Below are 13,820 nucleotides of genomic sequence, written 5' to 3'. Positions count from 1 at the left end.
CCGGGGATTTTGCTATCTCGTACAACAATCATTCCCTCGCAGCCGGCTAAATCAAACGCCCTGCCGTCCCTAGACTTGGCCCCAATCCAGCCGACTCCCAAGACACTAAAAAGGGCCTTGCCATGAACGTAACCTACGACCCGCTTTACCTTTTCATCGGTGGCGAATGGATCAGTGCCGAAGGGCGTGCCACCGCCGCCGTGGTCAACCCGGCCACCGAGCGAGAAATCGGCCGAGTGCCGCTTGCCACCACCGCCGACCTGGACCACGCCCTGGGCGTCGCCCGAGTGAGCTTCGACACCTGGCGCCGCACGGTGCCGGACCAGCGCGCCAAGATCCTCAAACGCGCCGCCGACCTGATCCTGGAACGCGCACCGCAGATTGCCGCGCAAATGACCCTGGAAGAAGGCAAGCCGCTGGGTGAAAGTTTGGACGAAGTGACCCGCGCCGCTGAGTATTTCGAGTGGTTTGCCGAAAGTGCACGGCGTATTGATGGTCGCGTGGTGCCCTCCAATCGGCCAGGGGTCTTGCAGCTGGTCAAGCGCCAGGCAATTGGCCCGGTGGCGGCATTCACCCCCTGGAACTTTCCGGCGATCACCCCAGCGCGCAAGCTTTCAGCTGCGTTGGCCGCAGGCTGCAGCGTGATCCTGAAACCTGGCGAAGAAAGCCCATCCACGGCCTTGGCACTGGCGCGTGCGCTCGACGATGCCGGATTGCCCAAAGGTGTGCTGCAAGTCGTGTTCGGTGTGCCGGATCAGGTCTCCAGCCACCTCATCGCCTCGCCAATCATTCGCAAGGTCACGTTTACCGGCTCGGTGCCGATTGGGCGCCTGCTGTCAGCGCGCGCAGCCGAGGGGGTCAAACCCATCACCCTGGAGCTGGGTGGCCACGGACCGGTGCTGGTGTTTGATGACGGGGATGTGGAAAAGGCTGCCGTGGAGGGTGCTGCCAACCGTTTCAGGGGCACGGGCCAGGTGTGCATTTCGTCCACTCGGTTCCTCATACAACGCGGCTCGTATGACGCTTTTGTCGCCAAATTTGTAGAGGCTACCCAGGCCCTGCGCATCGGCAACGGCTTGCACCCCCACACCCAAGTCGGCCCACTCGCCAACCCAAGGCAGTTGGCCAAGATGGAAGAACTGGTAGCGGACGCTGTCGAGAAAGGCGCTCGAGTCCTGGCAGGCGGTGAGCGTATGCCGGGCCAGGGTTATTTCTTCGCGCCAACGGTGCTCGTGGACGTGCCGATGAGCGCGCGGGTCATGCATGAAGAACCCTTTGGCCCCATTGCCGTCCTCATGCCGTTCGACACATTGGCCGCTGGCCTCCAGGAGGCCAACCGCTTGCCCTACGGGCTCTCGGCATACGCCTTCACCTCCAACGCCCGTACGGCCATCGACGTCGCCGATGGCTTCGAGGCCGGAATGATCGGTATCAACCAGTACCGCATTGTCGCCACCGAACTGCCCTTTGGTGGCATGAAAGAAAGCGGCCATGGCTCGGAAGGCGGCATTGAGGGCATCGAGCACTACCTGACCCACAAATTCATCAGCCAGGTTTAACGGAGATCAACCCTTCATGAAAGCCATTACCCTTGAAGAATTCGGCAGCGCCGACGTGCTCAAACTGGGCGACGCCCCTACCCCTGATGTACGCCCCACCGATCTGCTGGTGCGCGTCTACGCGGCGGGCGTCAACCGGGCCGACCTGACCCATCGCAACGGCGGCTATGGCCGCCCGGACTTCGGCGATTCGCCGATCATCGGACTGGAGATCGCAGGCGAGGTGATTGCCACCGGCGCGGACGTTATCGGCTACGTCGTGGGTGACCGGGTAATGGGCGTAGTGGGCGGCGGCGCCTATGCTGAAATCGCACGTATCGACTATCGCATGGCGATGCCCATTCCCGCCCAGTTGGACTATGTGCATGCCGCAGCCATTCCTGAGGTATTCGTCACCGCTCACGAGGCGATGATGCACCTGGGTGGGTTGAAGGCAGGCGATTGCGTATTGATTCATGCCGCAGCGGGTGGCGTGGGATCTGCGGCGGTGCAATTGGCGTACGCCACAGGCGCGACCGTATATGCAACTACCGAGGGCAGCAAATCGGTGCGCGTTGAACACTTAGGGGCGGATGTCGCCATCAATTACAAAACCCAAGACTTTGCTGAAGTCATCGCCCTTAAAACCAACGGCAGAGGGGTGGATGTGGTCATCGACTTCGTGGGTGCGCCCTACTTCAGCCGTAACATTGCGTCGTTGGCCAACGGGGGCCGGCTGATCCAGGTAGGTATTCTCGGTGGGGGTGGCGAGGTCAGCCTGAAACTGGAACATGTCCTGTACCGCCACCTGCAGATCATCGGCACGGTCATGAAGTCGCGCACCCAGCCGGAGAAACACGCGATGATCCAGCGCTTTCGCGAGCACTGGCTCGAACGTTTCGAGGGCGGCGACAGCCTAGAGCCGGTGGTCGACAGCACGTACCCGCTATCCCGCGCTGCCGACGCACATCGCCGTATGGAGTCAGCTGAAAATGTAGGCAAAATTATCCTGACGATGCAGCCTCAGGATCTGTACTGAACCGACCTGACCGTCTGCACGCTTGCGCGTGCAGACGGCTTTAATTCAACGCGGTCGAACGCTCCCGCCGTGCCAGCCACAACCCTGCCAGCAAAACAGCTGCTGCTGACCCAACGCTGGCAATCCAATGCACCCATTCGTCCAGGGGAAAAAAGGGTTGCAAGGCCAGATCAGCAACCACCATGCCCCCGGCAATCCAGCCGATCAGCGCGCCGCCTGCGGGTACCAGCCATGGCAACCGGTCCATGGCGATGATTTGCGCCAGGGCCGCCCATAGCAGGGGGTCGTAAAGCCAATTCATGTCGACCTCTTCAACGGACAACCAGGGGGAAAATGCCGGTCAGCAACGACACGATCAACAGGATGAAGCAATTGATCACTGACCACTTCAAGGTGAAGCGCTGGTTCTCGGCATAGTCGAGCTTGAGCATGCTCACCACCAGGTAGGTGGACGCCACCAACGGGCTGAGAATATGCACCGGCTGGCCCACAAGTGAGGCGCGGGCCATTTCCACGGCAGTGATGCCGTGGTGCTGGGCGGTCTCGGCCAGGATCGGCAGAATGCCAAAGTAAAACACGTCGTTGGACACCAACCAGGTCACTGGAATACTCAACAAGGCCGTGATCACCGCCATGTAGGGACCGAAGGCGTCGGGAATCACTTTCAGCAGGCCGGTCGCCACCGCGTTGGCCATACCGGTGCCGGACAGCACGCCGGTAAACACCCCCGCCGCGAAGATCAGGCTGGAAACCGCGAGAATCGGCGGCGCATGCAGTGCAAGCTGCTCCTGCTGGTCTTTGAGACCCGGAAAATTCACCACCAGCGCCAGGCAGGCCGCAACCATGAACATGTAGCTGAGCGGGAACAGTTCCAGGCACAGCCCAAGAATCAACAGCGCGGTCAGCAGCCAATTGAAATAGAAGCGCCAGCCGTCACCCCGGTGCTCCTTGTGCTCGGCGAAGTCGCCGTTCAGGTCGATGGTGCCGCCCAGCCGCGCACGTTCGCGGCGCCCAAACAAATAGGCCAGCACGAAAGTCCAGGCCACGCACGCCAGCATCGCCGGCAGCATCGGCACGAACATGTCGGCGACATCCACGTGCATCGCGGTGGCGGCACGTGCAGTCGGCCCGCCCCACGGCACCATGTTGCCCAGCCCGGCCACTTGGAGCAGCAGGCAGCACACCATCGGCAGCGACAGGCCCAGGCGTTTGTAGATCGGCAGGAACGCCGACAGCACGATCATGTAGATGGTCGCCCCATCGCCATCCAGTGCCACGATAAACGCCAGCAACACCGTGCCGACAAAGATCTTCACCGGGTCGCCGCGCACCGCCTTGACGATCTTGCTCACCAACGGGTCGAACATCCCGGCTTCGGTCATGGTGAGGAAGTACAGCATGGCGAAAATCATCAACACGCCGTTAGGCGCGACCATCTTCAAGCCATCGATCACATATTTGCCCAGGTCGGCCTGGAAGCCACCGATCAGGGCAAACACGGTGGGAATCAGAATCAACGCGGTCAAGGCTGACAAACGCTTGCTCATCAAAAAATAAATGAAGCAGGCCAACATCAAAAAACTCAAAAGCATAAGCATGGCGAAACCCTGTTTTTATAGTTGTACAGGCATACGGCAGCCGCCCATGCCAGGGCGGCGCGAGTCAGCAGCAGGTCACACCGGTAGGCCCTTGGCCCGCAGTAGCGCATTAAAACGCTCCGGGTCTGCCGTGCCCTTTTCATTGGTCTCACGAATGCCCGCTTCCCGCTCCAGATGGGCCAGGGTCTTGGGCAGCAACGCCTCGGCATCTGCCGCTGGAATCGCGATCACACCGTCGGCATCCCCCAGCACCAAATCACCCGGCAACACACACAACCCCGCACAGGCCACCGGTACGTTGATTTCGCCAGGGCCGTCCTTGCTTGGGCCGCGATGGGTATGGCCGGCGGCAAACACCGGCACGATGCCTTCGGCCAGTTCTTCCAGGTCACGCACCGCGCCATCGATCACAATGCCGCCCAGCTTCACGCGCAACGCTGTGGTGCGCACCAGTCCGCCAATCACCGCTTGGCTGACATCGCCGCCGCCGTCGATGACCAACACATCGCCCGGTTCAACCATCATCAGCGCCTTGTGCACCATCAGGTTGTCACCGGGACGGACGCGGATGGTAAACGCAGGGCCGCACAATTTCAGCGACAAATCACCGTGATAGATCTTCAGGCCACGGGCACCGATGCTGCGGCCCATGCAGTCGCCCGCCACGGCAACAGGAATCGCGCGGAACGCCTCGACAAGTGCCGGGCTTACACCCTCGACACGCGGGTTGATGCGATAGCCCGCAGGCCAGGATTGAGTGCTGGTCATGAAAAACTCCTGATCATTTGTCGAAGACTGATGGGTTGACGCATGCCGAGGCCGCGACCGGGTTGCCGGTGAGGTAGCCCAAGACATTACGCGCCGCACCGGCGGCCATTGCGGCCAAGGCTGCGGGGGTGGAGCCACCGACATGCGGGGTGAGCACCACATTGTCCAGGCCAAGCAATTCGCTGCTCGCCGGCAGTGGCTCGACCGCCATGGTGTCTAGCCCGGCGGCGTAAAGGCGGCGCTCGCGCAACGCCAGGATCAGCGCTGCTTCATCGACCACTTCGCCACGTGCGGTGTTGATTAGCACGGCATCCTCGGGCAGCAGAGCGAGTTGCTCGGCGCCGATGAAGCCACGGGTTTTTTCGGTCAGCGGTACATGCAGGCTGAGCACCTGGCTACGCGGCAGCAACGCGGCCAGCGAATCAACGCGCTCGGCACCTTGCAGATCGCTGTCGGCGGGCAACAACGCGTCAAATACCACCACCGGCATGCCGATGGCTTGGCACGCAATGGACACGCGCCGCGCCACTTGGCCGAAACCCACCAGCCCCAAGGTACGGCCACTCAATTCCAGGCCATCTTGGGCGCGGGACCAGCGACCGCTGCGGATCTCGCGGTCCATCCAGCTCACACGGCGGGCAGCGGCGAACATCAGCGCCAACGTCATTTCCGTGACTGACTGCGCGTTGGCCCCTGGTGTGACGTACACCGGAATGCCCCGCGCGCTGGCGGCGGCCACGTCGATATTGCTGACGCCCACGCCATGCTTGGAAATAACCTTGAGGGTCGGGCACGCCTCAATGGCCTTGGCAGTGAGATCCAGGGTGCGGGAAATCACCGCGTCCACAGGTTCCTGGGCCAGGATCCGTTCGACGGCATCGGCGCCCTCGCCCGCCGCGATGTACAACACGCGGCACTGTCCAGCGTTGAGCAAGTCAAGGCCCGCGCCGGCGAGTTTCGGCGCGGTGACGAGAATGGTATGGGGCATGAGTCAAGCCTTAGGCTGTGGAGATGAAACGTCCCCGGCCTGAATCGCCGGGGGCCGTCATCCCGATTCAGGAATGATCGATAGGCGACGGTTGCGCGTCGATCTTGATCTTGTAGAGGTGCACCGGATATTCGACCGTGGACGGCTTGCCCGCAGTGGTGGCCGGCGTACGGTTGATCTGGGCGGCAGGCAGCCACAGGTAGCCGCCCTGGATCCACATCGCGTCTACCCACACCAGGCGCGGGTCGGCGACCACGGTGGTGACGGTCTTGTCGGGGGCGATGCGTTTGACGCTGCGGGTGTTCACATCAGAGGCATACAGGTTGCCGGCCGCGTCGATAGCCGTGCCGCCGGTGCTCCAGGTGTCCAGCCAGCGCTCGGCGTGCTGGGCGACTTCGGCGGCAGGCAGTTTGGCGTCGTCGATGTAGCGGGTTTCGATGCGCGCCAACGGTCCAGGAATGGCCTGGTAATACAGGTATTTGCCGTCGGGCGTGACTTCCAGTTGGTCGAGCCCGACGCGTTTTTCCTGGCCATTGGGGATGAACAGTTTTTTGCCGTCGGCGTACATCGGCAGGTGATCAATGGACAGCTCATGGCCTTCCAGCACAGTGCGCGCATTGCCGGTCTTGAGGTCCAGCACCACCAAGCGCACGGCGCCGGGATCGGTCAGGTACGCGAGGTCACCGTGGAAACGGATGTCATCAAAATAGCTGTTGTCTTGTTGCACATCGCCAGCCAGCGGGTAGACCTTCTCTACCGTATTGGTAGCCAGGTCGATCTTCACCAACTTGCCGGCACCGGGCACCGCGTGGGCGCCGGTATTGATGCCGGTGTTGCCGGCATCGACTGCCCAGAGCTTGCCGTCCAGGCCGATGCGCAATGCGTTCACATGCAGGAAATGATTGCCCGGGTTGGTCGCGTCCCAGCTGTTCCATTGGGCATCTGGATACGGATGCAGTTGGCCGTCTTGGCCGATTTCCGCCAGGGAAACGCCTGGGCCTTCGGACTGAGTCAGGGACACGAACGTACGACCATCGGGCGCGACGGTAACTCCGTTCCAGATATGTGCCGAGGTGGCGACCGACACCAGCCGGCTGTCTTCGGTCACGGGCAGTTGCGGCGGCAGCACGTCGGCAGCGTGGGCCAACAGTGGGCATTGCAGGGCGAGAAAAAGCAGGTGCGCAGCAGACAGTTTCATGGCGTGATCTCTGGCTTTTTATTGTTATGCCCCCCCGATTCCGGGAGTGCGCCATGAGTATCGCGATGGGAACTGTTGGAATCTATTAGCGTATTTTCAACAAACCATTCCCTGCAGGAATGATTCTGCTGAGCTTATGCCACGCCCTGAGCCTGGAGTATTTCAATAAAACGGCGTGTTGCCGGTGACAAGTAAGCGTGCGTACGGTGCACCACGCCAAAACGTCGACGCATGGTGGTCAGTGCGTTGGGCACCTCGACCAGCCCGTCCGCGCCGGCGCCGATCAGGTTGCGCCGGGAGACAAAACTCAAAAGCCCGCTCTCGATAATCAGGTTGCGTGTGGACGCAAGCGAGCTGGAGACGATGGCCACTTTCGGCGGCGGCAGCCCGTTGTCCCGGAAGGCGGCTTCGAGCCATTGGCGGGTTGCTACGGACGGCGGTGAAAGCATCCAGCGGTAGTCGCACAATGCGGCCATCGGCACCTGCTGACCTGCCAGCGGGTGGTGTGCACTGGCGGCGACCACCACCTGGTCGTCCATGATCGGCAACTGCGTCAACTCCTCATCGCCGCCAGACTCCAGTGCGCCCAACGGCCCGAGCACGATATCGAGGCCGCCTTTGCGCAGGGAGTCGTGCAGCACATCGTTCATGCCGATCTGCAACTCCAGCAACACTTCTGGGGCCTGCGCCTGCAGTTCGCGACAGGCCTCAGGCAACACGAATTCGGCAGTGGTCGCTGCTGCACCGACACGAATCACCCCGGACAACCCCTTGCCCATGGATGCGGTTTGGCGCTGGGTTTCATCCAGCACCCGCTCGACCAACTGCGAGCGCTCACACAAGAGTTGCCCGGCGCTGGTCAAGCGAATCCCCCGCCCGACCCGCTCGAACAACTCGGCGCCATAGGCGGCCTCCAGCCGGTCGATGCACTTGGACAGTGCCGACTGGGAGATATGCAGCACTTCGGAAGCACGCCCCAAGTGGCCGAGTTCGGCGATTTTCATAAAGTACGCCAGGTCGCGTATCTGCAGGTTGATGCTCATCGGGGCGTCACTCTTCAGGTGAGTCCAAGGGTGCGCGCAGGGTAGCGTAAGGCTGCACGTGATACACCCCTGTGAAGGCGCCTCGCTTTGCGTTAACGTCCCTTCTCGCCTTCCCGGATGCCTGCGCCCATGTCCATTGCCGACAACCTTATTGCCTTCACCTTTGCCGCCACGCTCCTGACACTGACGCCCGGACTGGATACCGCCTTGGTCCTCAGGACCGCCACGGTAGAAGGCAAGCGCCAGGCCTTGCAGGCTACCGTGGGTATCAACGCAGGCTGCCTGATATGGGGCGCTGCCGTTGCCTTCGGCCTGGGTGCGTTGATCGCGGTTTCCGAAGTCGCCTTCAACCTGCTCAAGTACTGCGGCGCGGCGTACCTGGCCTGGCTCGGCTTGAACATGCTGCTGCGCCCGCGTCGCTCATTGGCGCCCGCCGAAACCGATGGCAAGCGCGCCGGCAACTGGTTTGTCAAAGGCATGCTGGGCAATGTGCTCAACCCCAAGGTGGGGATTTTCTATGTGTCCTTCCTGCCGCAGTTCATTCCCCCGGGTAGCTCGCTGATCGTGTGGACGTTTGGCCTGGTGAGCATCCATGTGGTGCTTGGGCTGTTGTGGTCATTGGTGCTGATTGGCGCCACGCAACCCCTGTCCGGGTTCTTGCGCCGCGAAAAGGTCATCCAGTGGATGGACCGCACCACCGGGATGATCTTTGTGTTGTTTGCGGCGCGGTTGGCGTTCAGCAAGCGATAACCGAGAACGAACGGAGGGCGGCGTTAATAAGATGCAGACACATCACACATTCCTCAGCAGATTGGACTGTCGAGGTTCCAGATAAACCTGATATGTTCCAGGCCTTTCCAGCCTAGGGATGTGCCATGGAACCGTCAGTCGTAAACCCCGCTTTGCTGATCATCGACATGCAGCAAGGCATGAACCAGCCAATGCTGGGGCGACGCAATAACCTCTGCGCCGAGGTGCAGATGCAGCACCTGCTGAACGCTTGGCGCCATGCCGGTCGGCCCATCGTCCATATCCGACACATCTCCCGCACGCCGGGCTCGGTATTCTGGCCAGGACAACCCGGCTGCGAATTCCAGCCCGCCCTGTCCCCACTGCCCCATGAGCATGTAGTAGAGAAGAACGTTCCGGATGCCTTCGCCGCCACCGGGCTGGAGCGGTGGCTGCATACGCGTGCGATCAGGCAGTTGGTGATTGTCGGGGTAATCACCAACAACTCCGTTGAGTCCACCGCACGCTCCGCAGGTAACCTGGGCTTTGACGTGAGCGTGGTCGCCGATGCCTGCTACACCTTTGATCAACCCGATCTGTCGGGACGCCTCTGGTCGGCAGAAGACGTGCATGCGCTGTCGCTGAGCAACCTGGCGATGGACTATGCCAAGGTGGTGGAGACCGAAGAAATCCTGGCTCAGTTCACGGCGGGTTGATGCTCGCTTAACAACACAGCGATTTTCCTACGCAGCTCTCCGTGCACGTCTTCGTCATAGGGCACTGCGTTTTTCCAGTCATAAAACCACGCCGGCATCCGGCGTTTGTCCTCCGGCTCAGAGGCGTAGCGCGGGAAGATATGGCAGTGCAGTTCCGGCTCCGAGTTGCCGAGAATCTCGTAGTTCATGCGCAGCGCATCAGTGGCCTCCAGCACTGCGTCGCCGATGCGGGCCATGTCCAGCAGGTAGGTGGCGCGGGCTTCGGCATCCAAGTCATTGAGGCTGGCGACCACTGGGTCGGGCAGCAACAGGCAGTAACCGGGCAGGAATTGCACATCGCCCATGACCGCCCAGCCTGAGGGCATGCGACAGATGACTTTGTCATTGGCGCCGTTGCGGGCCAGTGTTACGCGTTCGGTGATAAGCGCCATGGGATCTCCTTGATGGGCGTGAAGTGCAGGCGGCATAGTAAGCCTTGGTCGTTTAAAAATGTTGGGGCATGCCCGCCCTGCTCTACTCTGGAAATCAACCCATGCGTATTGCTTGCCTTCATACCGCCGCCAGCAACATCGCCGTCTTTGATACGGCAGCGATCGTACTCGGCATAAGCCCTGGCGTACTGCGCCATGAAGTGCGCGCCGACCTTCTGGCAGCAGCGGAACATGCGGGCCACTTGACCGCCGACATCGCAGCAGCAACCGCATCGGCGCTGCTTGCCCTCGCTGAATACGCCGACGTTGTGGTGCTCACCTGTTCGACATTAGGCCCAGTGGTTGAAAACATCCGGTCTCCCCAGGCCCCCATCCTGCGTACCGATGAAGCCCTCGCCGCCACAGCGCTCAAGGCCGCTGGCAACGTCGTGGTGCTGTGCACCGTACAAACGACGCTTGAACCCACGTCACGCCTGTTCCACACAGCCGAAGTGCGACTGGTTGCAGGCGCATGGGAGCTGTTCAGGGCGGGCGACATCGACGGCTACCTGACGACCATCGCCCAGGCTGCCGACCAGGCCTACTCAACGGGCGCCTCAGTGGTTGTACTGGCCCAAGCCTCGATGAGTGATGCGGCCATACGCGTCACCGCCGGCCCCGCGCCACTCACCAGTGCATCAGCCGGGCTGGCGGCAGCACTGCAAGCGGATTCGGTACGGGCCACCCAAGACATCTACTGATGACAGCAAGGGGGTGGCCCGCGCAGGCTTGCTCCCACAGTGAGATCAAGTTGAATCAGCCAGCGCCAATCCCCAGTTCCACGGCCCCATTGTTCAGCCGCACCGGCCACACCCGCAGCCGTTGGTGCGGCGCCTCCAGGCATTGGCCGTCATGCAGGCGGTAATGCTGTTTGTAGATCGGCGCGGCCACCACCAGGTCGCCTTTGATACTGCCAATCAAACCGCGACCGATCACATTGGCGCCGGATTCCGGGTCGTGATTGTCGATGGCGTACAGGGTCTCGTCGCCCGACGTGGGCAAGTAGAACAGCGCAACCTGCACGCCATCCAACCACACCACTACGCCGGAATTGATCACCAAGTCCTGCTCATTGCACACGGTTTTCCAAGTGGGCTGGCTCATCAGGCAATCTCCTCGACGGCTGGAATCAGGGTGAGTTCGTTGGCCATGACGGGCCGGCGCTGGCCACGCTCCTGGACAAACTGGATATCCGGATCGGCGCGTTTATCGTTGACGAAGGTGCGGAAACGCTTGAGTTTTTCCGGGTCCCTCAGCGCATTGGCCCACTCGCACTCGTAGCGGTCCACCACCAGTTGCATCTGCGCTTCCAGCTCGGCACCCAGGCCCAGGCTGTCGTGGATGATCACGTCCTTGAGGAAGTCCAACCCGCCCTCCAAGCTCTCGCGCCACACCGAGGTGCGCTGCAGTTTGTCGGCCGTGCGGATGTAGAACATCAGGAAGCGGTCGATGTACTGGATCAACGTCGCGTCGTCCAGGTCGGTGGCGAACAGTTCGGCATGGCGTGGGCGCATGCCGCCGTTGCCGGCAATGTAGAGGTTCCAGCCCTTTTCAGTGGCGATCACGCCCACGTCTTTGCTCTGTGCTTCGGCGCACTCGCGAGTACAGCCAGACACCGCAAACTTGAGCTTGTGCGGCGAACGCAGGCCCTTGTAGCGGTCCTCGATCAGCAGCGCCATCTTCACGCTGTCCTGCACCCCGTAGCGGCACCAGGTGCTGCCCACGCAGGATTTGACCGTGCGCGTAGATTTGCCATAGGCATGCCCCGTTTCGAACCCCGCCGCGATCAGCTCACCCCAGATGTCCGGCAACTCATGCAACTGTGCGCCAAACAGGTCGATGCGCTGGCCACCGGTGATCTTGGTGTAGAGGTCGTATTTCTTCGCCACCTCGCCAATCACGATCAGCTTGTCGGCGGTGATTTCACCCCCCGGAATGCGCGGCACCACGGAGTAGGTGCCGTTCTTCTGCATATTGGCCATGAACGTGTCGTTGGTGTCCTGCAACGGCACCAGCGACGCGTCCATGATCGGCTGGTTCCAGCACGACGCCAGAATTGACCCCACGGCGGGTTTGCACACGTCACAACCGATATGCCCACGGCCATGCTTGGCCAGCAGTTCATCAAACGTGGTCAGCCCTTCCACGCGCACCAGGGCGTAGATTTCCTGGCGGGTGTAGGCGAAGTGTTCGCACAGGCTTTTATCGACGCTGACACCACGTGCAATCAGCTCATGCTCAAACACTTGCTTGAGCAACCCGGCGCAGCCCCCACAGCCGGTGCAGGCCTTGGTCTGAGTCTTGAGCAGCCCGAGGTCGCTGCAACCGCCGTCGATGGCCGAACAGATCGCGCCCTTGGTCACGTTGTGGCAGGAACACACGGTGGCCGAGTCCGGCAAGGCGCCGGGGCCAAGGGTCGGTGCACCGCCAGACGACGGCAGAATCAAGCTGGCCGGTTCCGGGGGCAGTGCGATGCTGTTCTGCAGGTATTGCAGCAAGGTGTCGTAGTAGCTGTTATCACCGACCAGCACCGCACCGATCACATGCTGGCCGCAGGCACTCACCACCAGGCGCCGGTAACTGGCACTGGCCTCGTCGATAAATTGATAGCTGCGTGCGCCGGGGGTGTGCGCGTGGGCATCGCCGATGGAGCCCACGTCCACGCCGAGCAGCTTGAGTTTGGTCGACATGTCCGCGCCGACAAAGGGCTCGGCGGGCTGCTCGCACAACAACGCGGCAACGCCTCGGGCCATTTGGTAGCCCGGCGCGACCAGGCCGAACAGGCTGCCATTCCAGGAGGCGCACTCGCCAATCGCGTAGATATTCGGGTCGCTGCTTTTGCACTCATCGTTGATCACCACGCCGCCGCGCGGGCCAATCTCCAGTGCCGCCTGACGGGCCAACGCGTCCTGGGCGCGGATACCGGCGGAGAACACGATCAGGTCGGTTTCAAGGAATTCGTCATTGGCAAAATTCATGCGGTAGCGGTACTGCTCGCCCGTGCTGATGGACTGGGTGGCGCGGGACAAATGCACGCCGACGCCCAGTCGTTCGATTTGTGCCTTGAGCGCCAAACCGCCGAAATCATCCAACTGCACCGGCATCAAGCGCGGCGCGAACTCCACCACATGCGCTTCCAGGCCGAGGCTTTTCAGCGCGTTGGCGGCTTCCAGCCCGAGCAGGCCACCGCCCACCACCACGCCCCGGCGTGCATTGGCGGCGGCGGTGCGGATGGCGTCCAAGTCTTCCAGGGTGCGATACACCAACCGCGAATCGCCTTCGGCTCCTTCGATCGGCGGCACGAACGGATAAGAGCCGGTGGCCAACACCAGCTTGTCATAGGCCACACACCCGTCAGCGGTGATCACCTCGCCACGGGCGCGGTCGATTTCCAGCACCGGCACGCCCAGGTGCAAGGTCACGCCTGGCGTCTGGTACAACGACGCCTCGGACAACGCCAGCGACTCGGCATCGCGACCGGTGAAGTACTCCGACAGGTGCACACGGTCATAGGCACGCATCGGCTCCTCGCTGAACACATGCAACCGGTAGTGATCCAGCGCGCCGCGCTCGATCAATTGCGCCACACAGTGGTGGCCGACCATGCCATTGCCGACGACGATCAGGGTTTTGAGAGTGTTCATAGTTAGCACCTGACAAAGCTCATCACGGTTTAAAAAAAGCAAAAAAAAACGCCTGAAACCTTGCGGTTCCAGGCGTCTTTGCCTGTTCT

The 13,820-nt window shown here is 61.7% G+C and carries 14 protein-coding genes; 5 read left to right on the top strand and 9 right to left on the bottom strand.

Annotation, left to right across the window (positions count from 1 at the left end):
- Positions 1-122: 122 nt before the first annotated feature.
- Together CFE47_RS02250 and CFE47_RS02245 are read left to right on the top strand one after the other, a co-directional pair.
- On the top strand, positions 123-1,559 hold the full coding sequence (locus CFE47_RS02250; RefSeq protein WP_286835304.1) for an NAD-dependent succinate-semialdehyde dehydrogenase: 1,437 nt from the start codon (positions 123-125) through the stop codon (positions 1,557-1,559).
- A 16-nt stretch (positions 1,560-1,575) separates the two neighbouring features.
- A complete protein-coding gene (locus CFE47_RS02245; RefSeq protein WP_286835303.1) occupies positions 1,576-2,577 on the top strand; it encodes an NAD(P)H-quinone oxidoreductase in 1,002 nt (333 codons plus the stop codon).
- Between the two features lie 40 nt (positions 2,578-2,617).
- Here the strand turns inward: CFE47_RS02245 and CFE47_RS02240 are convergent, their stop codons facing one another.
- From CFE47_RS02240 to CFE47_RS02215, 6 genes are all read right to left on the bottom strand, one after another.
- Entirely contained in the window at positions 2,618-2,878 is a 261-nt protein-coding gene (locus CFE47_RS02240) for a TerC family protein (RefSeq protein ID WP_286835302.1), read from the bottom strand.
- Positions 2,879-2,888: 10 nt separating this feature from the next.
- Entirely contained in the window at positions 2,889-4,175 is a 1,287-nt protein-coding gene (locus CFE47_RS02235) for a CitMHS family transporter (RefSeq protein ID WP_286835301.1), read from the bottom strand.
- Between the two features lie 75 nt (positions 4,176-4,250).
- Positions 4,251-4,943, bottom strand: a complete 693-nt coding sequence (locus CFE47_RS02230; protein WP_286835300.1) for an RraA family protein — start codon at positions 4,941-4,943, stop codon at positions 4,251-4,253.
- 13 nt (positions 4,944-4,956) lie between these two features.
- Positions 4,957-5,931 (bottom strand): hydroxyacid dehydrogenase, encoded by a 975-nt coding sequence (locus CFE47_RS02225; RefSeq protein ID WP_286835299.1) that lies wholly within the window; start codon positions 5,929-5,931, stop codon positions 4,957-4,959.
- A 67-nt stretch (positions 5,932-5,998) separates the two neighbouring features.
- Positions 5,999-7,129: an SMP-30/gluconolactonase/LRE family protein gene (locus CFE47_RS02220; protein ID WP_286835298.1), complete on the bottom strand. Its 1,131-nt coding sequence runs from the start codon at positions 7,127-7,129 to the stop codon at positions 5,999-6,001.
- A gap of 134 nt (positions 7,130-7,263) precedes the next feature.
- Positions 7,264-8,172 carry a LysR family transcriptional regulator gene (locus CFE47_RS02215; protein WP_286835297.1) on the bottom strand — a complete coding sequence of 303 codons (909 nt, stop codon included), beginning with the start codon at positions 8,170-8,172 and terminating at the stop codon, positions 7,264-7,266.
- A gap of 129 nt (positions 8,173-8,301) precedes the next feature.
- Here CFE47_RS02215 and CFE47_RS02210 point away from each other — a divergent pair, with 129 nt between their 5' ends.
- Together CFE47_RS02210 and CFE47_RS02205 are read left to right on the top strand one after the other, a co-directional pair.
- On the top strand, positions 8,302-8,922 hold the full coding sequence (locus tag CFE47_RS02210) for a LysE family translocator (RefSeq protein WP_286835296.1): 621 nt from the start codon (positions 8,302-8,304) through the stop codon (positions 8,920-8,922).
- A 125-nt stretch (positions 8,923-9,047) separates the two neighbouring features.
- Complete coding sequence (locus CFE47_RS02205) at positions 9,048-9,617, top strand: cysteine hydrolase family protein (RefSeq protein ID WP_286835295.1); 570 nt, start codon at positions 9,048-9,050, stop codon at positions 9,615-9,617.
- On the opposite strand, the gene CFE47_RS02200 is transcribed toward CFE47_RS02205, so the two are convergent.
- Positions 9,599-10,048: an HIT family protein gene (locus CFE47_RS02200; RefSeq protein ID WP_286835294.1), complete on the bottom strand. Its 450-nt coding sequence runs from the start codon at positions 10,046-10,048 to the stop codon at positions 9,599-9,601. The two genes, CFE47_RS02205 and CFE47_RS02200, sit on opposite strands and share 19 nt — an antisense overlap.
- 101 nt (positions 10,049-10,149) lie before the next feature.
- Between CFE47_RS02200 and CFE47_RS02195 the strand changes: the two genes are divergently transcribed.
- A complete protein-coding gene (locus CFE47_RS02195) occupies positions 10,150-10,788 on the top strand; it encodes an aspartate/glutamate racemase family protein (RefSeq protein WP_286835293.1) in 639 nt (212 codons plus the stop codon).
- Between the two features lie 55 nt (positions 10,789-10,843).
- Here the strand turns inward: CFE47_RS02195 and nirD are convergent, their stop codons facing one another.
- Positions 10,844-11,191 carry a nitrite reductase small subunit NirD gene (gene nirD / locus CFE47_RS02190; RefSeq protein WP_286835292.1) on the bottom strand — a complete coding sequence of 116 codons (348 nt, stop codon included), beginning with the start codon at positions 11,189-11,191 and terminating at the stop codon, positions 10,844-10,846.
- A complete protein-coding gene (gene nirB, locus CFE47_RS02185; RefSeq protein WP_286835291.1) occupies positions 11,191-13,731 on the bottom strand; it encodes a nitrite reductase large subunit NirB in 2,541 nt (846 codons plus the stop codon). Before nirB ends, nirD begins: the two co-directional genes overlap by 1 nt.
- Between the last annotated feature and the right edge of the window lie 89 nt (positions 13,732-13,820).

The sequence above is a fragment of the Pseudomonas sp. PGPPP1 genome, assembly GCF_002255865.1.
GTDB lineage: Bacteria > Pseudomonadota > Gammaproteobacteria > Pseudomonadales > Pseudomonadaceae > Aquipseudomonas > Aquipseudomonas cremoris.
The sequence above is the reverse complement of the archived record's forward strand: the minus strand, read 5'-3'. Positions and strand labels throughout refer to the sequence as shown.

Bases quoted from the DNA above. Each gene is read 5' to 3' on its own strand.
- CFE47_RS02225 (WP_286835299.1), bottom strand. From the start codon at position 5,931: ATGCCCCATACCATTCTCGTCACCGCGCCGAAACTCGCCGGCGCGGGC.
- CFE47_RS02235 (WP_286835301.1), bottom strand. From the start codon at position 4,175: ATGCTTATGCTTTTGAGTTTTTTGATGTTGGCCTGCTTCATTTATTTT.
- CFE47_RS02230 (WP_286835300.1), bottom strand. From the start codon at position 4,943: ATGACCAGCACTCAATCCTGGCCTGCGGGCTATCGCATCAACCCGCGT.
- CFE47_RS02220 (WP_286835298.1), bottom strand. From the start codon at position 7,129: ATGAAACTGTCTGCTGCGCACCTGCTTTTTCTCGCCCTGCAATGCCCA.
- CFE47_RS02195 (WP_286835293.1), top strand. From the start codon at position 10,150: ATGCGTATTGCTTGCCTTCATACCGCCGCCAGCAACATCGCCGTCTTT.
- CFE47_RS02205 (WP_286835295.1), top strand. From the start codon at position 9,048: ATGGAACCGTCAGTCGTAAACCCCGCTTTGCTGATCATCGACATGCAG.
- nirD (WP_286835292.1), bottom strand. From the start codon at position 11,191: ATGAGCCAGCCCACTTGGAAAACCGTGTGCAATGAGCAGGACTTGGTG.
- CFE47_RS02240 (WP_286835302.1), bottom strand. From the start codon at position 2,878: ATGAATTGGCTTTACGACCCCCTGCTATGGGCGGCCCTGGCGCAAATC.
- nirB (WP_286835291.1), bottom strand. From the start codon at position 13,731: ATGAACACTCTCAAAACCCTGATCGTCGTCGGCAATGGCATGGTCGGC.
- CFE47_RS02245 (WP_286835303.1), top strand. From the start codon at position 1,576: ATGAAAGCCATTACCCTTGAAGAATTCGGCAGCGCCGACGTGCTCAAA.
- CFE47_RS02250 (WP_286835304.1), top strand. From the start codon at position 123: ATGAACGTAACCTACGACCCGCTTTACCTTTTCATCGGTGGCGAATGG.
- CFE47_RS02200 (WP_286835294.1), bottom strand. From the start codon at position 10,048: ATGGCGCTTATCACCGAACGCGTAACACTGGCCCGCAACGGCGCCAAT.
- CFE47_RS02215 (WP_286835297.1), bottom strand. From the start codon at position 8,172: ATGAGCATCAACCTGCAGATACGCGACCTGGCGTACTTTATGAAAATC.
- CFE47_RS02210 (WP_286835296.1), top strand. From the start codon at position 8,302: ATGTCCATTGCCGACAACCTTATTGCCTTCACCTTTGCCGCCACGCTC.